The sequence below is a fragment of the Nocardia ninae NBRC 108245 genome, assembly GCF_007990755.1.
GTDB lineage: Bacteria > Actinomycetota > Actinomycetes > Mycobacteriales > Mycobacteriaceae > Nocardia > Nocardia ninae.
The window spans coordinates 95,332-120,470 of the sequence record NZ_BJXA01000012.1 but is presented as its reverse complement, the minus strand read 5'-3'; the positions used below and the strand labels follow the sequence as shown (position 1 = coordinate 120,470).

Annotated in this window: 32 protein-coding genes and 1 pseudogene; 11 read left to right on the top strand and 22 right to left on the bottom strand. The window is 66.7% G+C overall.

Translation table 11 applies throughout. From position 1 onward, the window contains the following. Nucleotides 1-227 precede the first annotated feature (227 nt). Nucleotides 228-392 carry a hypothetical protein gene (locus NN4_RS44890; RefSeq protein WP_159080242.1) on the top strand — a complete coding sequence of 55 codons (165 nt, stop codon included), beginning with the start codon at nt 228-230 and terminating at the stop codon, nt 390-392. A gap of 6 nt (nt 393-398) precedes the next feature. Here NN4_RS44890 and NN4_RS12080 read toward each other — a convergent pair whose 3' ends face one another. The 7 genes from NN4_RS12080 to argC all read right to left on the bottom strand — a co-directional run bounded on the left by NN4_RS12080 (nt 399) and on the right by argC (nt 6,524). Beyond that, nucleotides 399-914 carry an arginine repressor gene (locus NN4_RS12080; protein WP_147130005.1) on the bottom strand — a complete coding sequence of 172 codons (516 nt, stop codon included), beginning with the start codon at nt 912-914 and terminating at the stop codon, nt 399-401. Further along, a complete protein-coding gene (locus NN4_RS46580; protein WP_281289343.1) occupies nt 911-1,042 on the bottom strand; it encodes a hypothetical protein in 132 nt (43 codons plus the stop codon). The genes NN4_RS12080 and NN4_RS46580 overlap by 4 nt, the downstream gene beginning before the upstream one ends. 86 nt (nt 1,043-1,128) lie before the next feature. Further along, the gene (argF, locus tag NN4_RS12075) at nt 1,129-2,082 is read right to left on the bottom strand and encodes an ornithine carbamoyltransferase (protein ID WP_147130004.1); all 954 of its coding nucleotides are present in this window, start codon (nt 2,080-2,082) and stop codon (nt 1,129-1,131) included. After that, nucleotides 2,079-3,302, bottom strand: coding sequence for an acetylornithine transaminase (locus NN4_RS12070; protein ID WP_147130003.1), 1,224 nt, complete (start codon nt 3,300-3,302; stop codon nt 2,079-2,081). Before NN4_RS12070 ends, argF begins: the two co-directional genes overlap by 4 nt. Beyond that, nucleotides 3,299-4,231, bottom strand: a complete 933-nt coding sequence (argB, locus tag NN4_RS12065; RefSeq protein WP_135236095.1) for an acetylglutamate kinase — start codon at nt 4,229-4,231, stop codon at nt 3,299-3,301. The genes NN4_RS12070 and argB overlap by 4 nt, the downstream gene beginning before the upstream one ends. Beyond that, entirely contained in the window at nt 4,228-5,454 is a 1,227-nt protein-coding gene (gene argJ / locus NN4_RS12060) for a bifunctional glutamate N-acetyltransferase/amino-acid acetyltransferase ArgJ (RefSeq protein ID WP_147130002.1), read from the bottom strand. The genes argB and argJ overlap by 4 nt, the downstream gene beginning before the upstream one ends. Further along, on the bottom strand, nt 5,451-6,524 hold the full coding sequence (argC, locus tag NN4_RS12055; protein WP_147130001.1) for an N-acetyl-gamma-glutamyl-phosphate reductase: 1,074 nt from the start codon (nt 6,522-6,524) through the stop codon (nt 5,451-5,453). The genes argJ and argC overlap by 4 nt, the downstream gene beginning before the upstream one ends. A gap of 271 nt (nt 6,525-6,795) precedes the next feature. Between argC and NN4_RS12050 the strand changes: the two genes are divergently transcribed. After that, nucleotides 6,796-7,101, top strand: a complete 306-nt coding sequence (locus NN4_RS12050) for a PepSY domain-containing protein (RefSeq protein ID WP_147130000.1) — start codon at nt 6,796-6,798, stop codon at nt 7,099-7,101. Nucleotides 7,102-7,513: 412 nt separating this feature from the next. After that, nucleotides 7,514-7,831, top strand: coding sequence for a hypothetical protein (locus NN4_RS12045; protein WP_147129999.1), 318 nt, complete (start codon nt 7,514-7,516; stop codon nt 7,829-7,831). Nucleotides 7,832-7,877: 46 nt separating this feature from the next. Here the strand turns inward: NN4_RS12045 and NN4_RS12040 are convergent, their stop codons facing one another. The 3 genes from NN4_RS12040 to NN4_RS12030 all read right to left on the bottom strand — a co-directional run bounded on the left by NN4_RS12040 (nt 7,878) and on the right by NN4_RS12030 (nt 10,045). After that, entirely contained in the window at nt 7,878-8,336 is a 459-nt protein-coding gene (locus NN4_RS12040; RefSeq protein ID WP_147129998.1) for a GNAT family N-acetyltransferase, read from the bottom strand. Between the two features lie 32 nt (nt 8,337-8,368). Next, the gene (locus tag NN4_RS12035) at nt 8,369-9,370 is read right to left on the bottom strand and encodes an alpha/beta hydrolase (RefSeq protein ID WP_147129997.1); all 1,002 of its coding nucleotides are present in this window, start codon (nt 9,368-9,370) and stop codon (nt 8,369-8,371) included. A 249-nt stretch (nt 9,371-9,619) separates the two neighbouring features. Then, nucleotides 9,620-10,045 carry a DUF4189 domain-containing protein gene (locus NN4_RS12030; protein WP_147129996.1) on the bottom strand — a complete coding sequence of 142 codons (426 nt, stop codon included), beginning with the start codon at nt 10,043-10,045 and terminating at the stop codon, nt 9,620-9,622. A gap of 182 nt (nt 10,046-10,227) precedes the next feature. On the opposite strand from NN4_RS12030, the gene NN4_RS12025 reads away from it, so the two are divergent. Continuing rightward, nucleotides 10,228-11,382, top strand: a complete 1,155-nt coding sequence (locus NN4_RS12025) for a hypothetical protein (RefSeq protein ID WP_147129995.1) — start codon at nt 10,228-10,230, stop codon at nt 11,380-11,382. A 39-nt stretch (nt 11,383-11,421) separates the two neighbouring features. Here the strand turns inward: NN4_RS12025 and NN4_RS12020 are convergent, their stop codons facing one another. After that, entirely contained in the window at nt 11,422-11,793 is a 372-nt protein-coding gene (locus NN4_RS12020; protein WP_147129994.1) for a hypothetical protein, read from the bottom strand. 151 nt (nt 11,794-11,944) lie between these two features. Here NN4_RS12020 and NN4_RS12015 point away from each other — a divergent pair, with 151 nt between their 5' ends. The 3 genes from NN4_RS12015 (at nt 11,945) to NN4_RS12005 (ending at nt 14,485) form a co-directional block, all read left to right on the top strand. Beyond that, on the top strand, nt 11,945-12,451 hold the full coding sequence (locus tag NN4_RS12015; protein ID WP_107660244.1) for a CUE domain-containing protein: 507 nt from the start codon (nt 11,945-11,947) through the stop codon (nt 12,449-12,451). Nucleotides 12,452-12,454: 3 nt separating this feature from the next. Beyond that, on the top strand, nt 12,455-13,615 hold the full coding sequence (locus NN4_RS12010) for a DUF6545 domain-containing protein (protein ID WP_147129993.1): 1,161 nt from the start codon (nt 12,455-12,457) through the stop codon (nt 13,613-13,615). A 66-nt stretch (nt 13,616-13,681) separates the two neighbouring features. Beyond that, a complete protein-coding gene (locus NN4_RS12005; RefSeq protein WP_147129992.1) occupies nt 13,682-14,485 on the top strand; it encodes a HEAT repeat domain-containing protein in 804 nt (267 codons plus the stop codon). Nucleotides 14,486-14,523: 38 nt separating this feature from the next. Here NN4_RS12005 and NN4_RS12000 read toward each other — a convergent pair. The 9 genes and pseudogenes from NN4_RS12000 to NN4_RS44885 form a co-directional block, all read right to left on the bottom strand. Beyond that, nucleotides 14,524-14,898 (bottom strand): annotated as a pseudogene (locus tag NN4_RS12000) (M23 family metallopeptidase); the annotation flags it as partial. Between the two features lie 370 nt (nt 14,899-15,268). Continuing rightward, on the bottom strand, nt 15,269-16,072 hold the full coding sequence (locus NN4_RS11995) for a helix-turn-helix domain-containing protein (RefSeq protein WP_186818375.1): 804 nt from the start codon (nt 16,070-16,072) through the stop codon (nt 15,269-15,271). Between the two features lie 39 nt (nt 16,073-16,111). Continuing rightward, complete coding sequence (locus tag NN4_RS11990) at nt 16,112-16,477, bottom strand: DUF4345 family protein (protein WP_147129989.1); 366 nt, start codon at nt 16,475-16,477, stop codon at nt 16,112-16,114. Further along, nucleotides 16,474-16,884 carry a phosphopantetheine adenylyltransferase gene (locus NN4_RS11985; RefSeq protein WP_147129988.1) on the bottom strand — a complete coding sequence of 137 codons (411 nt, stop codon included), beginning with the start codon at nt 16,882-16,884 and terminating at the stop codon, nt 16,474-16,476. The genes NN4_RS11990 and NN4_RS11985 overlap by 4 nt, the downstream gene beginning before the upstream one ends. 158 nt (nt 16,885-17,042) lie before the next feature. After that, entirely contained in the window at nt 17,043-17,297 is a 255-nt protein-coding gene (locus NN4_RS11980) for a hypothetical protein (RefSeq protein WP_147129987.1), read from the bottom strand. 31 nt (nt 17,298-17,328) lie between these two features. Continuing rightward, nucleotides 17,329-17,883, bottom strand: a complete 555-nt coding sequence (locus NN4_RS11975) for a hypothetical protein (protein ID WP_147129986.1) — start codon at nt 17,881-17,883, stop codon at nt 17,329-17,331. After that, on the bottom strand, nt 17,870-19,267 hold the full coding sequence (locus tag NN4_RS46045; RefSeq protein ID WP_147129985.1) for a hypothetical protein: 1,398 nt from the start codon (nt 19,265-19,267) through the stop codon (nt 17,870-17,872). Before NN4_RS46045 ends, NN4_RS11975 begins: the two co-directional genes overlap by 14 nt. Then, a complete protein-coding gene (locus tag NN4_RS11965) occupies nt 19,267-19,551 on the bottom strand; it encodes a hypothetical protein (protein WP_147129984.1) in 285 nt (94 codons plus the stop codon). Before NN4_RS11965 ends, NN4_RS46045 begins: the two co-directional genes overlap by 1 nt. 142 nt (nt 19,552-19,693) lie before the next feature. Next, complete coding sequence (locus NN4_RS44885; RefSeq protein ID WP_186818374.1) at nt 19,694-19,855, bottom strand: hypothetical protein; 162 nt, start codon at nt 19,853-19,855, stop codon at nt 19,694-19,696. A 202-nt stretch (nt 19,856-20,057) separates the two neighbouring features. Here NN4_RS44885 and NN4_RS11960 point away from each other — a divergent pair, with 202 nt between their 5' ends. After that, complete coding sequence (locus NN4_RS11960) at nt 20,058-20,492, top strand: VOC family protein (RefSeq protein WP_147129983.1); 435 nt, start codon at nt 20,058-20,060, stop codon at nt 20,490-20,492. Between the two features lie 45 nt (nt 20,493-20,537). On the opposite strand, the gene NN4_RS11955 is transcribed toward NN4_RS11960, so the two are convergent. Further along, nucleotides 20,538-21,266: a helix-turn-helix domain-containing protein gene (locus NN4_RS11955; RefSeq protein WP_246180834.1), complete on the bottom strand. Its 729-nt coding sequence runs from the start codon at nt 21,264-21,266 to the stop codon at nt 20,538-20,540. A gap of 213 nt (nt 21,267-21,479) precedes the next feature. Between NN4_RS11955 and NN4_RS11950 the strand changes: the two genes are divergently transcribed. Continuing rightward, complete coding sequence (locus NN4_RS11950; RefSeq protein WP_246180833.1) at nt 21,480-22,472, top strand: alpha/beta fold hydrolase; 993 nt, start codon at nt 21,480-21,482, stop codon at nt 22,470-22,472. Between the two features lie 282 nt (nt 22,473-22,754). Here NN4_RS11950 and NN4_RS11945 read toward each other — a convergent pair whose 3' ends face one another. Then, nucleotides 22,755-23,579 carry an ArsR/SmtB family transcription factor gene (locus NN4_RS11945; protein ID WP_147129980.1) on the bottom strand — a complete coding sequence of 275 codons (825 nt, stop codon included), beginning with the start codon at nt 23,577-23,579 and terminating at the stop codon, nt 22,755-22,757. Between the two features lie 64 nt (nt 23,580-23,643). Here NN4_RS11945 and NN4_RS11940 point away from each other — a divergent pair, with 64 nt between their 5' ends. After that, nucleotides 23,644-24,327, top strand: a complete 684-nt coding sequence (locus NN4_RS11940) for a cytochrome P450 family protein (protein WP_147129979.1) — start codon at nt 23,644-23,646, stop codon at nt 24,325-24,327. Then, complete coding sequence (locus tag NN4_RS11935; RefSeq protein WP_147129978.1) at nt 24,324-25,103, top strand: isocitrate lyase/PEP mutase family protein; 780 nt, start codon at nt 24,324-24,326, stop codon at nt 25,101-25,103. Before NN4_RS11940 ends, NN4_RS11935 begins: the two co-directional genes overlap by 4 nt. Nucleotides 25,104-25,139: the final 36 nt, after the last annotated feature.

Here is a 25,139-nt window from a genome sequence, read left to right as displayed (position 1 = left end):
TGTTCGAAGTACGGACCGGCTTCCCGCCACAGCGGCCCGCACGTCCTGCAAATGATTATGCACGATGATGCAAGCCCATTCACAACGGGGGTCCGGGAAACGCTCCCGCAGCCCCGGATCGTTCGCGAAAGTCACTGCCCATCAAGCGAATCACGTCCTTGGCGTGCCGTTCTCCGGTGTGCGACCCTGGAAACGGAATCGTCGGGCGGGTAGTAAGGACGGACGTCATGAACGCACTGCTACACCTCGTCGCGGGAGAGTTCAGCACCCTCGGCCACGGTGTCCTGGACGTCGGCCGCGCGGTCGTCGACCTCATTCAGGACATCATCGACGTGGCAACGCCGGACAATCGCACACCGCGTGGTGGCGGCGGGCAATACCCGTTCTCCTGACCTACGTCAGGCGATCTCCTCGATCTTCGCGGCCAGTTCGGCGCCGGTCAGCGGCTCGCGGGCGATGACGGCGATGGTGTCGTCGCCTGCGATGGTGCCGACGATATAAGGCAGCGCGGCGCGGTCCAGTGCGCTCGCCAGGTAGTGCGCGGCACCGGGCGGGGTGCGCAGGACCGCGATATTGCCGCTGTGATCGGTGGAGACCAGCAGGTCGCCGAGGAGCTTCGCGAGACGATCGGTGCCGCCGATGACGCCACGGATGGGATTGCCGTCCTCGGGAACCACGTAGACGCCGGCGCCACCGTCGGCGGCGCGCAGCTTCACCGCCCCGAGTTCGTCGAGGTCACGCGAGAGCGTTGCCTGCGTGGTCTCGATGCCTTCGGCGGCCAGCAACGCCGCCAGTTCGGTCTGGCTGCGCACCGCATGTGCGGTCAGCAGTTCGACAATGCGCGACTGGCGCCCGGCACGAGTGCGCGCGATTTCTGGTCCGGCCTTGCCCTGCTCCGGATGTGCGACGCTCACGACAGCACCTCGTCAACGCGCGCCATACCCGCAGCCGCTGCGCGCACCGTTCGCTTACGCACGACCGCACCTCGCCCACGCGCAACCGTCATGCCCGCAGCCGCTGCGCGCACCGTTCGCTCACTCACGACTACACCTCGCCAGCGCGCGCAACCGCCACAGCCGCCGCGTATGACTCGCTCACGCACGACTGGTCGTCGCGGACGCTCACCTCTCATGCCACACCATCGCTTCGCTTGGCCAGTAACCACACCAGCAGCGCCTTCTGCGCGTGCAGCCGGTTCTCCGCCTCGTCCCACACCACGCTGTGCGGACCGTCGAGCACCTCGTCGGTGACCTCCTCGCCACGGTGGGCGGGTAGGCAGTGCAGCACCACGGCGTCGGGCTGGGCGTGCGCGAGCAGCGCGCTGTTCACCTGGAACGGGCGGAACGGGCCGACGCGGTCGAGGCCGTCGTTCTCCTGGCCCATCGAGGTCCAGGTGTCGGTGACCAACGCGTCGGCGCCGTCGGCTGCGGCGATCGGGTCGGCGGTCAGGGTGATGGTGGCGCCGGTGTCGGCGGCCCGCTTCCGGGCGGCCTCCAGGATCCACGGCAGCGGCTCGAAACCCGTCGGCGCGGCGATGGTGACGTTGAGACCCGCGGTGACACCGCCGAGCAGCAGCGAGTGCGCCATGTTGTTGGCGCCGTCACCGAAGTAGGTGAGGTTGCGCCCCACCAGGTTTCCCTTGCGCTCGGCAAGCGTCTGCAGGTCGGCGAGCACCTGGCACGGATGGAACTCGTTGGACAGTGCGTTCACCACCGGAACCGTTGCGGTGGCCGACATTTCGTCGAGCCGGTACTGCTCGAAGGTGCGCCACACGATCGCGTCGACGTAGCGGGAGAGCACCCGGCCGGTGTCGCCGAGGGTTTCCTCGCGGCCGAGCTGGGTGTCGCGCCCGTCCACCACCACCGCGTGCCCGCCGAGCTGAGCGATGCCCATCTCGAAGGAGAACCGGGTGCGGGTGGAGTTCTTCTCGAAGATCACGCCGACCCCGCGCGGGCCCTCCAGCGGACGCTGCGAGAACGGCGCGTGCTTGAGTTCGGCGGCCAGGGTGAGGATTTCGGCCTGTTCGGCCGGGCTCACATCGTCGTCGCGGAGGAAATGCCGTACCTGCTGTGCTGAAGTCATTGCGCCGCAGCCTCCTTCGCATCTTGGGTGGCCGAGTCCAGGATCTCGGGCAGATCGGCGACGAAATTGTCGGCCTGGGTCTCGGTGAGGATCAGCGGCGGGGCAAGCCGAATAACGTTGGGCTTGGCCGGATTAACCAGATATCCGGCGGCCCGGGCCCGCGCTTCGACGTGCGCGGAGACGTCGTCGGTGAGCACGATGCCGAGCAGCAGCCCGGCCCCGCGCACATGGTCGATCAGCGGATGCTCCAGCAGTTCGATGCCGTCGGCGAGTCGCTTGCCGACCGACTCCACATGCGCGAGCAGGTCTTGTTCGTCGATGGTGCGCAGCACGGCGAGCGCGGCCGCCGCGCACACCGGATTGCCGCCGAAGGTCGTGCCGTGCAGGCCGGGGGTGAGCAGCTCGGCGGCCGCGCCGGTGGCCAGCACCGCGCCGATCGGCAGCCCGCCGCCCAGCCCCTTGGCCAGGGTGATCGCGTCGGGCACGATGCCCGCGGCGTGGTGCGCGTAGAACTTTCCGGTCCGGCCGATGCCGGTCTGTACCTCATCGAGGATGAGCAGCGCACCGTGGCGCGCGGTGATCTCGCGGGCCTTGACCAGATAGTCGACCGGCGGCACGACGACGCCGCTCTCCCCCATCATCGGCTCCAGGAACACCGCGGCGGTGTCCGCGTCGACCACGGCTTCCAGCGCGGCGGCGTCGCCGTAGGGCACGTGCACGACGCCCGCGGGCAGCGGCTCGAACGGCGTGCGCTTCGCGGCCTGTCCGGTGAGCGCGAGCGCGCCCATGGTCCGGCCGTGGAAAGCCTCTTCGCAGGCGATGATCTTGCGGCGTCCGGTGAGCCGCGCGATCTTGAACGCGGCCTCGTTGGCCTCGGTGCCCGAGTTGCAGAAGAAGGCCCGCCCGCGGTGACCCGTCTCCGAGGCGCCGTCACCGAAGTGCGCGAGCAGGCGCTCGGCCAGTTCGATCACCGGTTCGTTGGCGTAGATGTTCGAGACGTGCCCGAGCGTGCCGAGTTGCTCGGTAACCGCGGCCAGGATCGCCGGATGGGCGTGGCCGAGGCTGTTCACCGCGATGCCGCCGAGGAAGTCGACGTAGCGATTGCCGTCCGCGTCGTAGACCACCGCGCCCGCACCGCGCACCAGCGCGATCTTCGGCGTGCCGTAGTTGTTCATCATCGCGGCGGACCACCGCGCCTGAAGTTCTTGGTCTGTGCTCATTTTCTCGTTCCGTCCGGCGAGCCCGCCCCGTTCGAGGACGAGTCGGGCGTCACCATCGTTCCGATTCCTTCTCCGGTGAACAGTTCCAGCAGCACGGCGTGCGGCACGCGACCGTCGATCACGTGCGCCGTCGGCACCCCGCCCTGCACGGCGCGCAGGCAGGCTTCCATCTTCGGCACCATGCCCGCATCCAGGCGAGGCAGCAACTCCGCGAGCGCCGCCGTATCGATGCGGGTGATCAGCGAGGACCGGTCCGGCCAGTCGGTGTAGAGGCCTTCGACGTCGGTCAGCACCACCAGTTTCTCGGCGCCGATGCCCTCGGCGAGCGCGGCGGCGGCGGTGTCGGCGTTGATGTTGTGCACCACCCCGTCCGCGTCCGGCGCGATGGTGGACACCACCGGGATGCGGCCCGCGTAGATCAGGTCGAGCACCGCATCCGGATTCACCGAGGTGACGTCGCCGACCAGCCCGATGTCGGTGGGCTCGCCGTCGACCTCGACGGTGCGGCGAGTCGCGGTGAACAGTTGCGCGTCCTCACCGGAGATGCCGACGGCGTACGGGCCGTGCGCGTTGATCAAGCCGACCAGTTCGCGACCGACCTGCCCGAACAACACCATCCGCACCACGTCCATCACCTCCGGCGTGGTCACCCGGAAGCCGCCGCGGAACTCGCCCTCCAGGCCGAGCTTCTTCAGCATCGCGCTGATCTGCGGGCCGCCGCCGTGCACCACCACCGGGTGCACGCCGACGGTGCGCAGGAACGCCATGTCGGCGGCGAACGCCCGCTCGAGTTCCGGGTCGACCATGGCGTTGCCGCCGAACTTCACCACCACGATCTTGTCCCGGAACTTCTGCAGCCAGGGCAGCGCGTCGGCCAGGATGTGCGCCTTGTCCAGCGCCGAAAGCTCGTGGCGGAGTTGGCTTGTCATGAGCTGTACGCCGAATTCTCTTCGACGTAGCCGTGCGAGAGGTCGGTGGTGCGGATGGTGGCCGCGGCGGTACCGACATTCAGCTCGATCAGCACCTCGATGTCGCCACCGGACAGGTCGACGTCGCGGGCGCCCGGTGCGCCGACGCCGTCGATACAGACCGGATTTCCGTTGAACGACACCGAGATCCGGTTCGGATCGAGGGTGACCGGCGCCATGCCGACCGCGGCGAGCACCCGACCCCAGTTCGGGTCGGAGCCGAAAAGCGCTGTCTTGACCAGACTGTCGCGGGCGACGGTGCGCGCGGCGGCCACCGCCTCGTCCTCGCTGACCGCGCTCGCGACGGTGACCAACACCCGCTTGGTGACGCCCTCCGCGTCGGCCATCAGCTGGGCGGCCAGGTCGTCGCAGACCGCGAGCACGGCGGCGTCGAGGTCCTCTTGGCTCGGGGTGACCTCGCTGGCGCCGTTGGCGAGCAGCAGCACGGTGTCGTTGGTCGAGCAGGAGCCGTCGACGTCGAGCCGGTCGAAGGTGCGTTTGGTGGCATTGCGCAGCGCCTGGTCCAGCTGGTCGGGGGTGGCGGCGGCGTCGGTGGTCAGCACCACCAGCATGGTGGCCAGCGAGGGGGCGAGCATGCCCGCGCCCTTGGCCATGCCGCCGACGTTCCATTTGTCGCGATGGTGGAACGCGGCTTCCTTGGGCACCGTGTCGGTGGTCATGATCGCGTGGGCCGCGTCGAGTCCGCCGGAGAGCCCGCCGCCCATCTCGTGCACGATCTCGGTGATCGCGGGGACGAGCTTGTCCATCGGCAGCCGGTCGCCGATCAACCCCGTCGAGCAGACGGCGATCTCACCGGCGCCGGTCTCGGAACCCCAATTGCTCAGTGCCGCAGCGAGTTCCTCGGCGGTCTTGTGCGTGTCCTGGAAGCCGCCGGGGCCGGTGCAGGCGTTGGCGCCGCCGGAGTTCAGGATCACCGCGCGCAGTCGCCCGCCGGAGAGCACCTGCTGCGACCACAGCACCGGGGCGGCCTTCACCTTGTTGCGGGTGAAGACGCCCGCCGCCGCGTACTCCGGGCCCTCGTTGAAAACCAGTGCCAGGTCCGGCTTTCCGCTGGCCTTGATGCCGGCGGCGATACCGGCGGCACGGAAGCCGAGCGGGCCGGTGACGCCCTGGTTGCGCACCAGCTTGCCGTTGGCGGTCTGCGTCGCAGCGGATGTCGTCACGGTGCCACTCCTACGGTGGAAAGTCCTGCGGTCTCGTCGAATCCGACGGCCAGGTTCATCGATTGCACCGCGGCGCCCGCGGTGCCCTTGGTCAAGTTGTCGATCGCGCCGATCACCACGAGCAAGCCCGCGGCGGCATCCACCGCCACCTGCAGGGTGACGGCGTTGGAGCCGAGCACCGCGCCGGTCTGCGGCAGAACGCCTTCCGGCAGCAGGTGCACGAATGGTTCGTCGGCATAGGCTTTTTCATAGACAGCGCGTGCCTGCGCGGCATCCACCGAGGTCGGTGCCGTGCAGGTCGCCAGGATGCCGCGCGGCATCGGTGCCAGCACCGGCGTGAACGACACGGCGACGTCGATGCCGCCGGCCGCCTTCAGGTTCTGCGCGATCTCCGGGGTGTGCCGGTGCGCGCCCGCGATGCTGTAGGCCCGCACCGAACCCATCACCTCGGAGCCGAGCAGGCCGACGTCGAGCTTGCGCCCGGCGCCCGAAGTACCGCTCACCGCAACGACATTCACGTTCGGCGCGACGATGCCTGCGGCGACCGCCGGTGCCATCGCCAGACTGGCCACGGTCGGGTAGCAGCCCGGCACCGCGATCCGGCGCGCGCCACGCAGCTGCTCACGCCCGCCCGGCAGCTCGGGCAGGCCGTAAGGCCAGCTGCCCGCGTGCGCGGTGCCGTAATACTTCTCCCACGCCTGCGCGTCGGTCAGCCGGAAGTCGGCGCCGCAGTCGATGATCACCGTCGAGGCGGGCAGCTGCTCGGCGATCGCTGCCGACTGCCCGTGCGGCAGGCCGAGGAACACCACATCGTGCCCCGCCAGCTCCTCGACAGTCGTCGGCGCGAGCACCCGGTCCGCCAGTGGCAACAGGTGCGGCTGCAGCCCGCCGAGCGGAGTTCCGGCGTTCGATCCCGCCGTCAACGCGCCGATCACCAGGCGGCCCTCGCGGTACGCCGGATGACCGAGCAGCAGTCGCAATACTTCCCCGCCCGCGTAACCACTCGCCCCGGCCACCGCAACCCGCAACGCGGGCCCTGCTGGCTCCGGCGCGTGCACCGAATCAACCATGTGATGATTATGCACGACTATGCAAGCTCATTCACCAGCTGGTCCCCTCTTGCCTGGATCCTGCTGGAAGAGTCAGAGGTTTCGCAGGGTTGGTACCCGGCTCGGCGGGGTGCAAACGCTGGCCGGGCGGCGGTCGCGCCGGGGGGCTCGGATGCCACACGAGGCGATCTTGATCAGCAGGCATACCGCGCGGATTCGGTGGTAGTTCCCACGCGAAGGGCGCAGGCGGGTACCGCCGCGCCACCGGAATTATCGACCAAGGAGGATCATCATGCCGTTCACCAACCGCCGCATCGGCTCCGACCTGCGCCGACTGACCGTCGGCGCGGCGCTGACCGTCGCGTTGATCGGTGGTGGCAGCGCACTGGCCACCGCGGAACCCGTGAGTGAGCAGGAAGCTCTCGACGCGGCACGGCAGGCGTTGATGGGCGCGACCGTCGAATCCGTCGAGTTGGACACCGCGGACGGCGCCCCCAAGTGGGAGGTCGACGTCAAAACCCGCGACGGCAATGGGTACGAGGTGACGGTCGACGCGCGCACCGGGACGATTGTCTCGATCGACCAAGACAACGACTGACCCGCACCCGTTCACAGACCCGGCCCTCGCTTACCCCAGGGCCGGGTAGCCTCTTCGTATTACATTGCTGGACAAGTGATCACGTGGAAATGGTGCAGCGGGCTTCTCGGCCGATGCCAGCATCAGTTCCACGTGATCACTTGTCCAGCGGCCTTGCCCGCACCACCCCAGATTCTCTGCTGCCGCGTCGTCGTTCCCGACGGATACGGCCCACTACGCGGTTGATAACGGCGGTCGCAAGTCCGGCCGGCTCCGAACAATGACGACGAACAAGCCGTCGATCTGCACCGCCGACCACATAAATGCATTCGGCATTCCCAAGGAGCAGCTGCGCCCGTCAGGAACGTTTCGAGTAACAAGTGCGACTTGTCAGCGATGTGTTCCAGACAACAACTATTTCAGGAGGTTCGCAATGGTATCCACGAAAAGGCTTGCCGCCAGCGCCGTCGTTGCCACCGCCGCCGCAGCCACCGTGCTCGCCGGTGCCGGCGTCGCCCAGGCCGACGTCCCGGTATGGCAGGCCAACTGTCACGTTTACAACATCTTCAACACCGGCGGAATGGCCAATTGCGAGCTGCCCACCTGGCACCAGGTAAAGCTCACCTGCGTCGCCTGGCCCGTCCCCTTCACCTACTGGAAATACGGCCCGGTGCAATACGGCCAAAACCAGTCCTGGGCCAGCTGCGACTCACTGAACGCCCTGGTAGGCATCGAGGTAATCCAAGCGTAGGTCCCGACCACCGAATTCCCGGACGACTCCTTGGCGGTCACCGGAATTAGGCCAGTTCCCTGGTAAGAACGACGCGATCCAGACCCGGCCCGTGGTAGTCCTCGACTACCTGGGCCTCGAAACCGAGGCTCTGGTGAAATGCGATCGAGCCCTTGTTATTCGGCGAGGTGATGGCCTTGATTTGCGTGGCACCCTGCGCCCGTGCCGCCATAACGAATGCATCGTATAGGCGACGGCCGAGCCCAGCGCCTCGCATGTCGTCCCGTGTGGCGATCAGATGTACGTAGGCCACACGGTGCGGAGTGACGAATCCGAAGACATAGCCCCGGATTTCGGCATCGGCCACTGCCACCAAGCTGGTTTTCGGGAACTCGTGCACCAGGGCAGCGAGGTGAAGGGACCGCAGGTCACGTCCGCCCCAATAGCGAGCATGATTCTCGACCACTTCGCGAAAATCGCGCATGGTCGCGGGCACGATCGTCTCGGTCGTCAGCCGACGTTCCATCACGCCACGATCTTGACATCAGGGGCGATCCCCTACGAACCGGTCAGGATCTTGGCTTCCGGTGCGGCCGAAACTGCGTCTGTGACTGCGGATTGCGCGGTGGCTGCGTCAGTGGCCGGTGCGTGGGCGGGGTAATAGTCGGCGGTTCTGGTGCCGGTGAAGAAATCGGTGGTCCAGCCGACTGCGAGGGTTTGCAGGGTGGCGATATTGACGGACTTCGGGTTGCCGCACAACAGGTTTCCCATCATGTCGCCGCTGTCACCTTCGGCGTCGGTGTGCACGCCGGTGCCGATGCGGACGCCGAGGTAGCTACGGTGCAGCAGGCGTTGGGCGGCTGCGGTGCCGACACCGAAGAGATTGCATTGCGAGGGTTTCGCGGCGATATCGAGAATCGGCAGGTCGGTGTGGTCGAGGTCGGTGAGGGCTTGATCGGTGTTGTCGCCGAGGAATGATTTCACGGGGTCGAGCAGGACGAGTCCGTGTAAGTCGGCGAAGGCGGCGGGGTGGTCGGCGTGCAGTCGGTGGGCGACATATTCGACGGCCTCGGCGCCGGCGGAGTGTCCGACGAACACGGTCTGTTGTGGCAGTCGCAGATCGGGACGGTGCGCAGCCGACGTGGCCGCGGCGAAGCTGCGGGCCAGCGGACTGGCAGGGTCGGCGGCGTTGGCGAACAGTCCGGCGATGTTGTCGAGGAAGCCGGTGTTGTCGCCGAGGTTCTGCAGGGTGCACCCTGCCGGATCGAGGAACGGCAAGGAGGGTGCGAAGACGACGTAGCCGGCGGCGGCGAAATGCTCGGCGAGACTTGCCACGTTCGCATTGCTTCGCGCGAAACCGTGTTGCAGCCAGACCAGACCATTGGCGGACCCCTCGGGCAGATACCAGTCGGCGTTGCGGTGCCGGATGGCACCCGCGCAGGCAATGTCGACGGATTCCGGCACTCGGTCGGGTTCGGCATGCGCGATCGGTGTCGCAACGGTCGCCACGGCGCAGGCGGCGGCGAACGTGGCTGTGAGCACGAGGCTCCGTAGGTTCATCTTCACTCCTGTGCGGAAACGCGCTGCTCCGAAGGGAGAGCCGGGGTTAACTGGTCACTTGACCAATTGAGACCCGCCGGTCGGGAGCTGTCAAACGGTGGGCCACAGATCACACGGTGAACGCCGTGATTGCGGCTTTTGCCTGATCACGCGGCACTTAGGCGCCCTCGACCGGCTTCCCCGACGGGTGCTCGGAACAGCAAAGAAGACCCGGCCCAACAGGTTCCGGGTCTTCCGAGCAGCCGACGATCAGCCCGCGTTGGCGGTGCAGATCACCTCGCTGATCTCCGTCCCCGACCTGTCCGCGGAACCGACATTGGCCAGGAAGGCCGGCGGGTAATGCCGGGCCAGGCTGGCGTGGGCGGCGAACAGTGCGGCCGAGCGGTTGAAGCCCGCGCCGGTGGCGACCGCGCCGTCGGTGTAGACGAGCGCGCCGCAGCCGTCCGCCCAGTCCACCAAGACGATGCAGTCGGCGATGCCGCACGCGTCGAGCGCCTCGGCGATCGCCTCCTCGCGGCTCGGCGCATCGATACTGGTGCCGTAGCTCCAGTCATCACCACTGAATGCGATCGCACCGTGGAGACTGGCCGCGTTCGCCGTGCCGGCACCGATTACCGACCCGGCCGCAAGACCCATCGTCGCGATCGCGACTGCGGCCTTACTCATGAACCTCATCAAGCACTTTCCTTTGTGAGCACGTGCGTTGAACGTTGACCCGACGAATCATGGCGGATCGCTGTCCGATTCGCCCAATTCATTTCGAGAGGTCATCCTGCCGCCGATGGCTGCCGTCGAGCTGTCCATCCGAACCGGAGCAGGCGGCTGCGGGAGTTCGAAACACGCGGCACAGTGGATATATGGACGTATTGCGTGACCATGCGATGCTCGCTCTACGGGTCGATCGGCTCGTGACCCAACACCCCACGGGAAGTTGGATTCTCGACTATCGAGGGCCTGCGCGGTGGCTGGACGAGGTGGCGAACGAGCCCTTGCCGAATCCGGCGGATCTGGTCCGGGCCGCGCAGGATATGGCGGCGGCCGTCGCCGACAACGATCCCGCCCTGGCGGAACAGGTGCGGGCGCTACATACCATCGCCCGACGGCTGACCGGAGAGCAGCTGCCGTTTCCCGAACAGGTGCGAGGCATGCTGGGAATCGACGCCGAATGGATTCCCGACGAAGTATTCGACGAGGCCTACCAACTGCTGGACGAGGCCCTACCTGAGGCGAAAGGCACGCTCGCACAACGGCTGCACGCCTGGCGCGCCGCACACAGCCTGCCGCCGGGCCGACCAGAGCGGTTGTCCGAGCTGATTCACCTGGCGCTGACGGAAACCCGGCGACGAACCGAGGCGCTACTTCCGCTGCCGAAAAAGCTGGAGGTGACAGTGGAATTCGCCCCCGGACCATTTCGTGGACTGCATCGAGGCGGAACCGCAGGCAGCGTGTTCGTCGATCCGAACCTGCCGTTCAACCTGGCCGACCTGTTCTATGTCGTTGCCCACGAAGCGGTTCCGGGACACATCTGCGAATTCATGATGAAGGAAATGCATCAGGGCCACCGCCCCGACATCCAGGTGCGGTTCATGCCGTCACCGGCCTACGTGGTGTCCGAGGGCCTCGGCCTGCACGCCCCGCGGGTACTGTTCCCCGACGACGAAGCCCAGCACTGGCTACTCGACAATGTCGAAGAGCTCCAACCCGATTCGAGCAACTACGCGAAGATCCAGCACGCCCGTAACATCCTCTGGGGCGCATACTGCAACGCCTCGCTGCTGCTCGCCGAGGCGACACCATGGCCGAAGGTCCGCGACTACCTCGCCGACACCGCACTGGTATCCGACGACGAACTGACGTTCCTACAAGGCTTTCTCAGCACCCCCTTCACCGAGCCCTACATCTTCACCTACTACCACGGCTGGCGCCTACTCCAACCACACCTGAACGATCCGAACTTCCTGCGGCGAGCACTCACCGAACAACTCGCCGTCTCGTCACTGCGGGTCGGATAGATCCGAATCCTGCCGCGCGGCGCGTCACATCCAGACCCGCTACGAAACCTCGATCTGTGACGGGTCGGGCAGCGACTTCGGGCGCTCGTCGGTGTACCAGGTGTACTCGATTCCGCCAAGTCTCCCGTCCTCGACCCACAGAATGACTTCGCCGATCGGTGCCCCGTTGCGGTCGGTGACACCTCCATCGATGAAGATTCCGTTGGTTGACCCGGATACTGCTGCCACATCAGGGGGAACCATGAGATCGACGCTCGGGGAACCATCACCCCACGTGGCAATGACCCGTGCGAACGGGACCTGCGCCAGATAGTCACCAGCACCGGCTTTGCCCGAGGAGGACAGCAGTGTGGTCACGACGCTCGCTTCGAGCTCCGTCAGTGCCCTCGGCTCTATCGGTGTGGTACCCATCGCCTTCTCCTGGTTCTGGCGGTACGTCACGGAATGTACGCGGTGCCGATCTTGGAGACACCGTTGATCATGGCGCGACCGGTGATTCTGTCAGTCGGATGGCGGGCTGCTCCCCTGGACAATCCGGACCATCGGCGGCGAAGATGGCTCCATGTTCCGACGCGCCGGTGTCGACCCCGCGGTCGAACGAATCCGACAGCTGGCGATTTCGCTCGAGGTGCCGCGGCCGTGGGATCTGGCGACCTTCGTCGCGCACGTGGCCGAACGGGTCGGTAAGCCGATTTTGATTGTTCCGCAACAGGATCTGACCACGGGTGGGTTTCCGTGCGGGCTCGTCGTGGAACGCGCCGACGACATCGTCATCGCCTACGACGCGGCCAGCACCGGATATCACACCGACCACATCGTGATGCACGAGATCGCTCATTTGTTGCTCGACCACGCCGGATTCGTTTCGCCGGGCGCGCAGCGCCGCACGCTCGCAGCACTGTTCCCCGACCTGGACATCGACAGCGTGCTGCGCGTGCTGGCCCGCAGCAATTACGACGATGTCGACGAGAACCAGGCCGAGCTGTTCGCCTCGATGCTCATGTCCGACGTCGACCTCGAGGTTCAGCGACCACGTTCGGTGCTCGGCCGCTTGGTCTTTCAGCGCTGAGCGATGTTGACCTCGACGCTACCGACAGCGGTAACGCTGCCCACCGTGATCGCCGCCTGCCTGTTGCTGGCCGGTCGCCTCGTCGGCTTGCTCAACACCGAGCTCGACCGGCACGTCACCATCGCCTTCGGCTGTGTGGTCGCCACGGCGACAACCCGGGAACCGACGGTGCGCCGCCTCATCACCGAGCTCTCCGGCGGTTGGCTCTCCGAAGAGCTGATCCTCGAACTCGGGGCGATCGGTTTCAATGTCGGCTATGCGGCCGGGCTGCTGATCGGTGCGGCGCTGCTGTATCGCTTTCGCTCGCCGCGCGTCAGCTACGGGCTGGCCGCCGTATTCAGTGTCGCGGCACTGTGTTTCAGCACGTTCGGCGGTGGCAACGGCACGATCTTCGAACGCACCGGATGGGCACAGTTCGGATATTGGCTGTGCACGGCGCCGATCGGTGTCGCGATGGCGGTCCTCGTCATCCAGGCTGCCGGTGCCGAACTCCGCAACCGAGTCGGTCGCGGCGAAGCGGCGATGTACGTGGCGACACTCCTCACGGGCGTCGCGGTGCTCGGACGCATCAGCGCCACCATGGTGGCGTCTGCCTTCCGGATCACCGGGCAGCACAATGCTTTCATCGCCGTCCAGGCCGAAATCGATCGCAACGGAGTCTTTTTCGATCTCGTGCTGTGCATGGGGCTGACGTTGATCGCCATAGTCAACCGAATGGGCGTAGACGATCTGACGCGCCACCGAAAAGCGCTGCGGCCCCTCTGGTCCGAGCTGACCGCCGCCTGCCCGGAGATCGTGCACCACAGCCCCGTACCGGACGGGGCTCAGCCCAACCGATATCTCCTGCACCGCACCGTCATCGAGATCCGCGACAGCATTCTGGACCTGGGCCGCTACGCGACACCGCACCCGCCCGACATCGTGACGGCGATCTCCCGAGCCGCCCCGGCCGGCCCCGCCTACGACGCACTGGACCGCGCCGTCCTGCTCGTTCGCGCCCGAGATGCCAAGGCGCACGGCAACCCTCCGTCCGGTAGCCGCTACTTCGCGCTCCCCGCCGCCGACAGCCTGCTCGGCGAGGTCACCGAATTGACCGCCATCGGCGCCCAATGGCCGCTCGCCAAGGCCATCGCGGCCCGGGCCGGACAACGCACCAAGCGGTAACTCGTCAATGGTAAGGCCCAGCTGAGGCGGCCGGAGGGCGAGATCAGCGCCAGGTACCGTTGGGCGGTGAATCCAGCTGATGCGCGAAGCCTCAAAGACGGTGCTCTGGAGACCCGCGTGGACAATTTGCGGCTCCTGCTCGATCAGGCTGCTGATGGCGACGCCTCCGCCCAGGAAGCACTACGCGCGCTCGTCCGCGACTATTCCGACTACCACCGGTCGCTGTACACCCGGGCGTTGAACCTGGCGGCGATCTTCGGCGACGACACGCTGCGAGAACCGCTGCTGGCGTCGCTCGCCGACACTCAGTACAACTGCCAGGCGTGGGCGGCGATGGGTTGCGCGGCACTCGGCTTCCGTGAGGCAGTTCCCGGCTTGGTCGCGATGCTGGATCACCCCCAGGAAATGGCGCGAGAGCAGGCGGTGATCGCACTGGGCACGCTCGGTGACGAATCCGTCGTCCCGGCGCTCACCCCCGTGCTGCGGGACCCGATCGCCGGAATGCGCGAACGTGCCGCCGAAGCCCTCGGCCTGATCGGCGGCGAGGCGGCCCTCGCCGCGCTGTGGGACGAATTCGACAACCGCCGGTACTACCGCATCGGCTATATCGCCAGCGCGCTCGCCAAATTCGCACCGGACATCATCCCGAGACTGTGCGAGGCGGCCGACAGCGACGACCCGGACCAGCGCTACTGGGCCGCCGTCGCGCTCGGTTCGACCGGCGACGATCGTGCCGTGCCGACGCTGGAAAGGTTGATGGCCAACGATCGCGGTGCAACGGTCTTCGACGGCATGGTGAGCGTCGCCGCGAAGAAAGGTCTCCGCACACTACGCCGGATCCAAGCCGCGATCGCGGCTCGCGAATCCTGAGATACGGCTGTATCTTTCGGCCGCCGGGCGCGGTCTCGTCAGGGTACGAGGCTGATACCACGGGTGGCCAGCCACGGCAGTGGGTCCACCTTGTGCTCACCATCCAGCCAAACCTCGAAATGACAATGCGGGGTGGTAGTGAATCCTCTCTTGCCGAGAGTCGCGATCTGCTCGCCGGCCAGCACCCGTTGCTCCGCCGATACCGTTGCGGTGTCGATGTGGCCGTAAATGGTGACAGTGCCGTCGTCGTGCAACAGCCGCACCCACATACCGAATCCGGCGGCCGGGCCCGCCTCGAGCACGGTGCCGTCGGCAACGGCCAGGATCGGAGTGCCGATCTCACCTTCGATATCGACACCGAAGTGCTGTACTCCCCAGTGGGTGCCGACGCCGTAGGTGAAGGTTCCCGAGGCGAATTTGCTGTACTGCGGGCGCGGTTGCTCCGAGTCGGCGTCGCGTGCGACGAACAGGATCCCGCCCGGGACGATGAAGGCCAATCCCAGTAGTAGGTAGAGAGGGCGGCGGGCGATCCGCCACCGTGATCGCTGCTCAACCGCTGGTGGTACATCAGGTTCCACTGACATCTCTTGCGGGAGTGCCTCGTTCGGTTCATCGTCGGTGGGCGAAGGCACAGCGTGGATCTCCATCATTCGAAAGGCCCGGCAACTCGCGCCGGCGGTAACCGCCCACGCCTGCAGCCTCCGTGAAGCGGTGTAGTTCAAAGGAAGTAGTGCAAACCAAACACCATCGGCGACGTTGCTGGGTACTGGGGACACGTCTGCGTCAACGACGCAGACGCGCCGCCGTCGGTGTCCGCTCCGTGTCCGGGACCAGGACGATGTTCATGCCCTGGGCGAGTACTTCGGTCGCGGTGAGGCCGAACAAAGTTCGGAAGGTGTCGCTGAAATGGCTGGCCGAAGCGAATCCCGCGTCGGCTGCGGCGCGGGTCAGGTCGATGCCGTCGGCGACGGCGCCTGCGACCGACAACAGGCGGGCCCACAAGCGATAGCGCCGCAAGCTGGTGCCGGCGTTGGCCGAAAACAGGTGCAGGAAACGGGAAGTGGAGATGCCGAGGTCGGCGGCCAGCTCCGCGGCGGTGGTTCGCCCAGCGGGATCGTTGACTATCGTGTTCATTACCGCTCGGATCCGTTCGTCGATCGTCGCTGGTGTCTCAGGGCCGGCGATGATCCGGCGCAGTTCCCGGGGATCTGGCTGGCCGGGCTGATTCAGATGGGCGGTCAGTGCCGCCTCGTCCCGGTGTCCCGTCGCGACGGGTATTGTCGGCTCTCGCATCGACGCTCGTAAACGGGCAGCGGCCGCCGAGCGAGGATCGAGATAGTAAAACAGCACCCGTCCGCTGGATTCGAGTTTATGGGCCGTGCGCGCCGGAATCAGCACGCTGCGCCGCTGCCACCGTCCACCATCCGGGGTGCGGACGGTGATCTTCTCGTCCACACCGAGTACGAAGCACTGCACCGGCGTCGAATGGGTGTCGAGCTGGAACGACAGGCCAAGGTACGCCGCCTGGCCCTGCCAGAGCCACAGCGTGCGCTCGCCCACGCGGCGGTTGCCCGAGTCGACCGTCATAGTCGTGATCATTGCAGTAGACAGATCGTGAACGGCATGTCAGGCGACACCGAGCACCAGTGCCGCGCCGACGAGTTCAACCAAGCAGTAGAACCAGATCGGATAGAAACGCACCCCGCTGTCGATCAGCCGCGAGATGATGCGGCCGCCCGCCATCCCGGCCAACGCGAACCCGACTGTCAGCGCCGCCCCGGTCCGCAGTTCACCGGCACCGAACGCCGACCACCACAGCATGCCTGCGACGGCCAGACCGAAACCGCCGTACACCGCGCGAATCTCTGCGCGGCTCACCGCCGTTGGCACCGACAACCCGAACGGCCGCGCCAGCGCAGCAGGGGCGGCCAGCGCGTACGTTCCCATCCCCGCGAACAGCACACCGACAAGGCACAGCACAACGGTTCTCATCCCCTTCCCCCAACCAAGCGCCCCTGCTCGACCGCACGCTCACCCCGCAGCAGCGCGACGCCGACGCCGAGCGCCGCCAATCCTGCGACGTCGACGGCCGCCACGCGTACCAATCCCGGGCCGACCGGACCCCCGGCGATCACCAGGACGAGAAAGCTACCCATGCTGATCGCATTGGCGCGCACCGCGATCGGCCGCAGCGCGGGACGAAAGATTGCCACCAGCAACCCGACCCCGAGGACGGCGAACAGCACGGCCCGATGTCGCAGCACCACCTCGAGATCGCGCCCGGCCGGAGCAATGCCATAGGCGGCGTACATCCCCTGCGGTGCGACCACACCGACAGCAGGTGCGGTATTGAGCAACCCCGCGGCGGCCAACAAGGCCAGCCCGACATGTCGTCGCATGATTTTCTCCTCGGATCGACGTCTGGCGATCGTCACAGCCCGATGCACCCGCACGCTTCCGAAAACCTGCTATCGCGGCGAATCGCCCTGGGATGCGTAGCCGCAGCGAAGAGCGGAGGCATGCTCGTGCTGCGGCGCGCGGTGCTGTATCGGGTTTGTCAGTTCCAGCGTCGGCGCATCGATCGGTACAGCAGCCACAGTGCCAACGCGACCGGTGTCAGGATCGCCGTGAACAGGATTCCGGCGAACATTCCGTAGCCGTGCGGGTCGGCGGACACTCCAGTGACGCTGAGCACCACCTCGGCGACGAACAGCACGATCAAGACGGCGGTACCGGCGAATGCGCCCAGGACGAGACGCCGCACCGTTGTCCGCAGCGCGCTTGTGCGGCGAGTGCTGTTCGGCGTGTCCATCTTCTGCTCCGCAGGTTCGATTGTGCGGCAACTACTTCGGGTCGGGAGTGCAGACGGTCAGGAACGATTTCCGATTCTCGCGCTGGACCTCCGACGCGTCCAGCCAACCGCGCTCGCCGAAAAGGTAACTCCCGGACGGGTGCTGGGCCGACTCGCGCAAGACTCGAGCGACGTCGGCCCTGGCACCGTACGCCTCCGGGCCGTCAACGGAGAAGGAGAGCGAACCCGCCTTGGTCCAGTCGTAGTCTGCGGGCAGCGATTTCTGGACCTGGAGAGGTCCGCCGGTGTCGGGAGCGGATCCCTTGGCGGTCCGCAGCAGGTCCATGCGCTCCACCGGCACCCCCGGCCGCGGCGCGGTCCACACCTGGTCCGTGCTCTCCGAGGTGCCGGAGTCGAAGATCAACGTCAGGCCGGTGACGCCCTCGCACGGAGTGCCCGTCCACAGTTTCAGGACACCGTCGTCGACGCGGAACCCGGCCGCAGGCGGCAGCGACGGCGCGAACTGCGCTTGGCTGTCGCACGCCCCGGTCACCGCCGCCACGAACACGGCAGCGCAGGCGACCCGCGGCCACCTAATAACCGCCATCGGAAAGCCCCGCTTCTTCCTCGGTCTCGTTGCCGCCGGTGACTTGCTCCCACGCGTAGGACGCGAGGAAGCCGGCATAACCTTCCTCGGCCCACTGCTGAGAGTGACGCTCCTCGTGGTGCAAAAAGCGGTCCAGGTCGAGTTTGCCCCGGTACGGACCGTTGTCGTTTTCGTACCACGCGTGACCCGACCTCGCGACCTCTCGAAGCTGTTGCGCCGGATCTTTCGAGTCGTCGACGTTCAGCATGAACGTATCGCCCCAGGTCGTTCCGCCGTTTTGGCTGAACTGGTCCTGAACGAGGTTCCCGCCCAAACCCATCATCATGCCGTTCGGCGTGGTCACCAAACGTCCACCGTTGCCGTGCACGAATCCCACATCGTCGTTGTAGCTCCAGGAGTTGTCCCGTTGCCGCTCGGTGATTCGGCGTAGTTCCGCAGATCCGTATGGGGTCGGTGCGAAGTCGGTTTTCTCGCCTTCGGTGCCGTAGTCGGTGCCCGCGTTCAAGATGTAGGTCATCCGCACCGCCTTGGCGGCGTCGTCCCCGCTCATGTTGTTCGGCATCAGGAAGTACGACTTGAAGATCCCGTCGCCGTCCTCGTCCTCGCGGATCTCTTCCATTCGATCCAGGATCTTGAAATCCTCCGGCGTGATCTTGTGTTCGGAGACCATCTGCTTGATCGTGTCGATCGATACGCCCCGGCGCACGGCGTTCTCGAGCCACTGCCGGTAATAACCGGTCACCGGCGGACCGGTCAGCAGCCCGGCGTCGCGCAGTGCCTGCTCCATCTCGGCCACGTTGGCGTCGATCTCCCCGCCTTTTCTGGCGCCGTCGAGGGTGGTCGCGCCGTGGTCGCTGATCTTGCGGTCCTGCGCGAGTTGCAGCACCAGGGCAACGGCGGTGTCGATGTTCTTCGCCGTGGTGAGTATCGCCTTGGTTTCCTTTTCCAGCTGCGCCCTGATGGTTTCGCGATGCCGTGCGCTCTCCGCGCGGTCTTCGGCCTCGAATCGCGACTTCGGCGGCGGGTCCGGGGGCTTGTTGTCCACGATCGCGCCATCGGCGGCGATGCCGAACTGGTAAGTGTCGGCGAGGGCGTCGTTATTGGCGACCCGGGTTTTCAGGGCGGACACGTCGTCCGATGCGTTCTGCATGGCGCGGTCGACCGCGGACAGCTCCGCGATCAAGATTTCGGCGTTGTTCCGCGTGGTACCCAGCGAACCGCGTGCGCGCTCGCTCGCGGGACCGTGCCACTGGGGCAATCTCCTGGCGTCGTCGAGTTCGTCCTGCAGCCCGATGAGTTTGTCCCGCCGCCCACGCAAGTTGGTGGCCGACGTATCGAGCGCCTGCGAGTCCCACTTTCGGACGTCGTGATAGCCGACGGCCATTATCCGAAAGCCCTTTCCGCCTCGACCTCGTTCTCGGCGTACAACTTCGCGGCCGCGGTCACCAAATCGCCCCAGCCGCCGATCTCGTCTGCCCAGCCCTTCGCGCGGTCATTGAACGTCGTCACCAACGTCGGCGCCTTCTTCGCCGCCTCCCCACCCGGCAATGCCGCCGCGAGCCCGGTCAAGCCGTTACCCGGGTCCACCGCCCTGGCCTGGGTCGCGGCGGATCCCGCCGCTTTGGCCGCCTCTTTCAGCTGACTGATCTCAACCTCGAACCCGCTCACAGTTCGTGACCTCTATCCCTGAATCCGATTGCTCTGAGGATCTTGCGCATCGCGTGGACCGCCATCGTGTCACCGGCGTCGTGGTCAGCCGAGGGTTGCCGGAAATTGCAGTCTGCGCCGTCTACTACGGCTGCTGAGGTTGTCATCGGCGATCGAATTCGCGATTGACCTGCGCCGCGGAACCCAGGAGGTCGGCCTGCACAGCTTCGTCGTCTGCCCGAAGTGTTTCTTCTGGCATCGAATTCCCCTCTGGCGCACCGTCAATTGAGTTGGCGCAGTGCGTGGCACCGATGCTATCGGTCATCGAGATCCGCATCTTGCCCCTGGTTTCGGGGGCTAGATGGCTGGAGCCCGAGTTCCCGCTGCTGCACGGTCGTGCCGCTGCACAACCCGGTCCAAATAGATTGGGAAACTCATGCGCCGTGGATGTCGAGAACGCTCGGGCGGCTCCGTCCCAGGGGCACGAGCAGCCGAACGGGCCGCGCAACGAACCTGAGGAGAACATTATGACGATCCGCCGGATGGATCACGTCGGCATTGTGGTCGAGGACCTCGCGGCTGCTGTCGCGTTCTTCATAGAACTGGGCCTGGAACTGGAGGGCGAAGCGACAGTCGGTGGTCAATGGGCCGACGACCTGCTCGGGCTGGACGGCGTGCAAGCAGACATGGCCGTCGTCCGAACGCCGGATGGCCATGGCCGGGTGGAACTTTCGACGTTCCGTTCGCCCGCCACCAACCCCGCGCCAAAGGCACCAGTGAACACCCTTGGCATCCCCCGCCTGACGTTCGTGACCGACGACATCGACGACGTCATCGACCGCCTGCGCGCCCACGGTGGCGAACTCGTGGGCACGGTAGCCCGTTACGAAGACATGCTCCGCTACGGATATGTCCGCGGGCCCGAGGGCATCATCATCGGGTTGGTCGAGGAACTCCACTGACGACACTCGTCGGCCGTAGTCGGGCGCAGAAAACTGTGTCTTGCGTCAGCCCGGTGGCCGGGTCGATTCGTCGAAGGCAGGGCTAGCGGCACGACGGCTGGTACCGGGCCAGGCGATGTCGTCGACAGCCAGCCAGGATTCGCCGGCCACGGCCGCCGGCGTCACGCCGGTGAACGCGACGATATCGCGGTGCAGGTGGGATTGGTCAGCGTAGCCGTTGTCGGCGGCAACCCGGGCCGGGTCGGCACCGGCGGCGAGTCCGTGGACGGCACGGTCGAAGCGGACCAGTGTCGCCGCCCGCTTGGGCGGCACACCGAATTGCGCTCGGAACCGGGACCACAGGCGTTTGCGGCTCCAACCGACCTCGTCGGCCAGGCCATCGATCCGGACCAAACCGCGCCCGGCCCGAATACGCCGCCAGGCCCAGATCACTTCCGGCTCGGCCGAAGGTTCGGCCACGCAGCGGCGAGCCAGCAACACCTCGATGAGAGCGAAACGCTCTGTCCACGAAGGGGTCTCGGCCAGCTGCTCGCGGATCCGTGCCGCCTCCTGGCCCCATAGGTCGTCCAGATGCACAACGGCGTCGGTCAATTCGGCGGGGGAGGCGCTCAGCACGGCGCCCGCGATCAGCGGCGACAACCGCACTTGCACGCATTCGATCTGCTCGCCGCGTACGCGTCGCGTACTGGTTCCCAGACCGGCGGCGAGACTGCCCCGACACTGTCCGGCGGCGTCGTCCACGACCGGCGAACGCGCGCCGAACTCCAGCAGCATTGTCACGGCAGGATGCGGAAGCGCCCGCTGGTCAACAGGTTTCGCACCATGATCGCGGAATCCAGCCATGCGGACACCGGGTATCCGGCTCGGCCGGGGCGGACAAACGACATCCCAGACAGGTTCCGGCCCAGTGAAGCGCACCCTCATATGCTGGAGGTCGGGGAACATTTGTTCAAGCCATCGGTCCCCACCGGCGGCGACAGTGAGGGCGTGACTTCACCCGTAATCGACAACCATTCGCACGGAACCCGGCTGGACCAGCGGCGCGCGGGAAAACGCCGCAAGCACCGCCTCCTCGCTGTGGCCATCGTCAGCGCGATTGTCGTGCTGCTGCTGGGAAACTCGGTGGTGACCGCTCACCACAGCGCCGCGGCCACCGTCGAATCGACACTCACCATCGACGGTCAGAACATCCATGTCAGCCAGGACGGCCTCGGCGGCGGCCCTGCCCTGGTCTTGATCCATGGGCTCGGCGCATCCACCCACTGGTGGGACCGGCTGGTGCCGCTGCTGGCCGACTCCTACCACGTTATCCGCCTCGACCTGCTCGGGCACGGCAGCTCGGACAAACCCGACGGCGCCGGCTACTCGATCCCGGAGCAAGGCAAGCGGGTCGCCGGAGCACTGGACCAGCTCGGTGTCCGGCACGCGATCGCGGTCGGCCACTCCACCGGAGGCGCGGTGGCCACCTCGCTCGCCGAGCAACGCCCCGACCTGGTGACCGCGCTGGTGCTCGTCGACACCGGCCCCACCCTCGGTGCCGATACTTCCGAAAGTCCCGCCGGCCGGCTGCTCACGACTCCGGTCCTCGGGGAAGCGATGTGGCAGTTACGCACCGACGACCTCCTCCGCCAGGCTCTGAGCAGTGCGTTCGCCACCGACAGCTACCCGATCCCGCAACAGTTCGTCGGCGACTTGCGTGGCATGACCCATCATGCCCTCACCGCGACCTCGGCGGCCAGTCGCGACTATCTGAACCAGCGCGCCCTTCCGGACCGGCTGACCGTCCTGGGCAAACCCCTGCTGGTGATCTTCGGTGAACAAGACCGCCGGTGGCGCTGCTCCACCTCCACCGCCGAATATCGCACCGTTCCCGACGCGACGGTGGTGACCGTGCCGGGCGTCGGCCACTCACCCCAGGTCGAGAATCCCACCCGATCCGCCGAAATCCTGTTGTCCTTCATCGGCATCCACGCCCACTGAGCCGGACCGACCTCCTGAGAATGCTGCGTTGGATGCGATGTGCTGGGTGCGGACATCCCGAGTCCGGTCCGCGCGTTCTGCGCCCGGATAGAGATTGCCACCAGACGTGGTCATCAGGGTGTGGGGCGTACGGGCCTGCTTCGTCGCAGCGTTCGCGACGAGCACGTGCTGTGGACCAGAACTGCTATCATTAGAACATGCGTTCGAACGAATCCTTTGAGGAGCAGGTCAGGGCGCTGGAGGGTGCGGTGGCTGGGGTGCGGGGGGTGGATGTTTCGCGGGCTACCGAGGATGAGTTGGTGGAGTTGCTGGAGCGGTTGGAGTCGGGGGCCAGGATGTTGGCGGGGGTTGTTTCGCGGGTGGCTTATCGGCTGCGGCAGTTGCGGGATGCGGTGTAGGGGGTTGCAGGGCGGAAAGGTCGAGGGCCAGCGAAGTTTGCAGGGCGGATTCGCCTTTCGGGGTGAGGCGGATGGCGCGGCCGGTGCCGATTCGGGTGATCCAGTGGAGTTCGTGGAGGCGGCGGCAGAGGTGGGCGCCTGCGGCGCCGCCCAGGTGGGTGCGGCGTTCGGTCCAGTCGAGGCAGGGGCGGGCGAGGGGGCGGCGGGTGGCGTGCAGGGTGGCGGGGTCGATGCCGAGCGGGCCGGTCAGCCAGGTGAGACCGGCTTCGGTGAGGGCGAAACCGTTGTCCTGATCGAGGAAGGCCTGGGTGGACATGGCATCGGTGATGGCGACGCCCAAGCGTCCGGCCAGGTGGTCGTAGCAGGTGCGACCGTTTGCCAAAGCTGCTGCGGCAGTGGCGGTTCGGAGATTGGTCACCGTCGGACGGGGTGGGTCCAGGTGGGTGACCATGGACTCCAGTAGGTCGGCGACCTGCGGTCCCGCCAATTGGACGTAGCGATGCCTGCCTTGGCGGCGTTCGATGAGCAGCCCGCCCGCGAGGAGACGATTGAGGTGTTCGGTCGCGGTGGACGCGGCCACTCCGGCGTGACGGGCGAGCTCACCTGCGGTCCAGGCGCGGCCGTCGACCAAGGCGAGACACATGTCGGCGCGGGTGCGGTCGGCGAGCAACGCGGCGAGACCTGCCAGTTCGGCTCCTCTGGATGACACCACCCCATGATGGTGCGCGAACGTTTCGGCGGCCACCGAAATGATCCGGGGATACGGTCACGGCATGACAGCCCCTTCGATCACCAACCCTGAGCAGGTGCGCGCCACATTGATCAACGCACCGGTGCCCGCCGTGCCCCGGGTGGATGCGCCGATCGGCCTCGCGTGGCTGCGCTCCCACGTGCCGCGCTTCGCCGAGGGCGCCGAGCATCAGCGGTTGCGGGCATTGGTCACTGCGGAACTCGACCGGCTCTCCCCCGCCGATCTGCGCGAGCGGGTCAGCACCACCGCCGGACCACTGCCCCATGTCCGCGTTTTGGCGGAAGCCCTTGGCCTGCAGAACATTTCCGTCGACGCAGTAGCACTGGTCGCCGCACACTATCAACCATACGAGCCGGACAACCCCGCGGCCGACGAAGCCGTCGCCGAGTTGGTAACGGCAATCAGCGGCGTCGCCGACGACACCACGGCCGCCCGAATCTGCCTGCTGGTGCAAGCTTGTGCCGCAACCAGCGCACTGATCGCCAACACTCGGCAGCTGACCACCGAAGGCACCGCCGAGCAGATCATCGAGCGGACCATGATCGAGAACCCGCCGCTTCGCTCGACCAGACGGTTCGTCGACGGAGCGGTCGTCGAGCTCGACATGCGGCACCCTGGACTGGGATTCGGGGCGGGCCCACACGCCTGCCCCGGCCGAGCGCACGCCATCGCCATCGCCGCCGGAATCATCGAGGGGTCCGCATGAACAAGACGAAGATCTTCCACGAACTGCACCACGGCGACCGGCCGCTGGTCCTGCCGAACGCCTGGGACTTCGGTTCCGCGGCAATCCTTGCGGCCGAAGGGTTCCCGGCGATCGGGACCACCAGCCTCGGCGTCGCCGTCGCGACAGGTCTGCCGGACGGCACCGGGGTCACCGCCGACGCGACGATGGCACTGGCCCGGTTACTCGTCCGGCTGCCGGTGCCGGTCACGGTCGACATCGAAGGGGGCTTCAGCGAAAACCCCAGCGCTGTCGCCGAATACGTCGCGCAACTAGCGGGATTGGGTATCGCCGGAGTCAATCTGGAGGACGGCCGTGCGGAAACCACACTGGCCGAACCGGATCACCAGTCCGAGTTGATCGCGGCGATCAAGGCCCGTTCCCCCGAGCTGTTCGTCAACGCCCGCGTCGACACCTACTGGCTGAAACTCGACACCGACACCACCCGCCCCCGCGTCGACCAGTACACGGCCGCGGGCGCCGACGGCATCTTCGTCCCCGGTCTCACCGACCCCGACGAAATCAGCCGGATCGTCGCCGCTACCCCACTGCCCCTCAACGTCCTCTACTCGCCGACCGGCCCTTCGCTCACCACGCTCGCCGACCTCGGTGTCCGCCGGGTGAGCACCGGTTCGCTGCTGTACCGCACGGCATTGGCCGCCGCCGTCGACGCCGCCCGCGCGGTCCGCGACGACAACCCCACCACCAGCGAAGCCCCGAGCTACGGTCGAGTCCAAGCCCTCACCGATCCCGCCTGAAAAAGTTCACCGGAGGTGTCGATTCGATGGGTGCCC

Excerpts from the sequence above, each read along its gene's own strand:
- NN4_RS44890 (WP_159080242.1), top strand. The coding sequence starts at position 228 with ATGAACGCACTGCTACACCTCGTCGCGGGAGAGTTCAGCACCCTCGGC.
- argF (WP_147130004.1), bottom strand. The coding sequence starts at position 2,082 with ATGACTTCAGCACAGCAGGTACGGCATTTCCTCCGCGACGACGATGTG.
- NN4_RS12070 (WP_147130003.1), bottom strand. The coding sequence starts at position 3,302 with ATGAGCACAGACCAAGAACTTCAGGCGCGGTGGTCCGCCGCGATGATG.
- argB (WP_135236095.1), bottom strand. The coding sequence starts at position 4,231 with ATGACAAGCCAACTCCGCCACGAGCTTTCGGCGCTGGACAAGGCGCAC.
- argC (WP_147130001.1), bottom strand. The coding sequence starts at position 6,524 with ATGGTTGATTCGGTGCACGCGCCGGAGCCAGCAGGGCCCGCGTTGCGG.
- NN4_RS12050 (WP_147130000.1), top strand. The coding sequence starts at position 6,796 with ATGCCGTTCACCAACCGCCGCATCGGCTCCGACCTGCGCCGACTGACC.
- NN4_RS12045 (WP_147129999.1), top strand. The coding sequence starts at position 7,514 with ATGGTATCCACGAAAAGGCTTGCCGCCAGCGCCGTCGTTGCCACCGCC.
- NN4_RS12040 (WP_147129998.1), bottom strand. The coding sequence starts at position 8,336 with ATGGAACGTCGGCTGACGACCGAGACGATCGTGCCCGCGACCATGCGC.
- NN4_RS12035 (WP_147129997.1), bottom strand. The coding sequence starts at position 9,370 with ATGAACCTACGGAGCCTCGTGCTCACAGCCACGTTCGCCGCCGCCTGC.
- NN4_RS12030 (WP_147129996.1), bottom strand. The coding sequence starts at position 10,045 with ATGAGGTTCATGAGTAAGGCCGCAGTCGCGATCGCGACGATGGGTCTT.
- NN4_RS12025 (WP_147129995.1), top strand. The coding sequence starts at position 10,228 with ATGGACGTATTGCGTGACCATGCGATGCTCGCTCTACGGGTCGATCGG.
- NN4_RS12020 (WP_147129994.1), bottom strand. The coding sequence starts at position 11,793 with ATGGGTACCACACCGATAGAGCCGAGGGCACTGACGGAGCTCGAAGCG.
- NN4_RS12015 (WP_107660244.1), top strand. The coding sequence starts at position 11,945 with ATGTTCCGACGCGCCGGTGTCGACCCCGCGGTCGAACGAATCCGACAG.
- NN4_RS12010 (WP_147129993.1), top strand. The coding sequence starts at position 12,455 with ATGTTGACCTCGACGCTACCGACAGCGGTAACGCTGCCCACCGTGATC.
- NN4_RS11995 (WP_186818375.1), bottom strand. The coding sequence starts at position 16,072 with ATGACGGTCGACTCGGGCAACCGCCGCGTGGGCGAGCGCACGCTGTGG.
- NN4_RS11990 (WP_147129989.1), bottom strand. The coding sequence starts at position 16,477 with ATGAGAACCGTTGTGCTGTGCCTTGTCGGTGTGCTGTTCGCGGGGATG.
- NN4_RS11985 (WP_147129988.1), bottom strand. The coding sequence starts at position 16,884 with ATGCGACGACATGTCGGGCTGGCCTTGTTGGCCGCCGCGGGGTTGCTC.
- NN4_RS11980 (WP_147129987.1), bottom strand. The coding sequence starts at position 17,297 with ATGGACACGCCGAACAGCACTCGCCGCACAAGCGCGCTGCGGACAACG.
- NN4_RS11975 (WP_147129986.1), bottom strand. The coding sequence starts at position 17,883 with ATGGCGGTTATTAGGTGGCCGCGGGTCGCCTGCGCTGCCGTGTTCGTG.
- NN4_RS46045 (WP_147129985.1), bottom strand. The coding sequence starts at position 19,267 with ATGGCCGTCGGCTATCACGACGTCCGAAAGTGGGACTCGCAGGCGCTC.
- NN4_RS44885 (WP_186818374.1), bottom strand. The coding sequence starts at position 19,855 with ATGACCGATAGCATCGGTGCCACGCACTGCGCCAACTCAATTGACGGT.
- NN4_RS11960 (WP_147129983.1), top strand. The coding sequence starts at position 20,058 with ATGACGATCCGCCGGATGGATCACGTCGGCATTGTGGTCGAGGACCTC.
- NN4_RS11955 (WP_246180834.1), bottom strand. The coding sequence starts at position 21,266 with ATGCTGCTGGAGTTCGGCGCGCGTTCGCCGGTCGTGGACGACGCCGCC.
- NN4_RS11940 (WP_147129979.1), top strand. The coding sequence starts at position 23,644 with ATGACAGCCCCTTCGATCACCAACCCTGAGCAGGTGCGCGCCACATTG.
- NN4_RS11935 (WP_147129978.1), top strand. The coding sequence starts at position 24,324 with ATGAACAAGACGAAGATCTTCCACGAACTGCACCACGGCGACCGGCCG.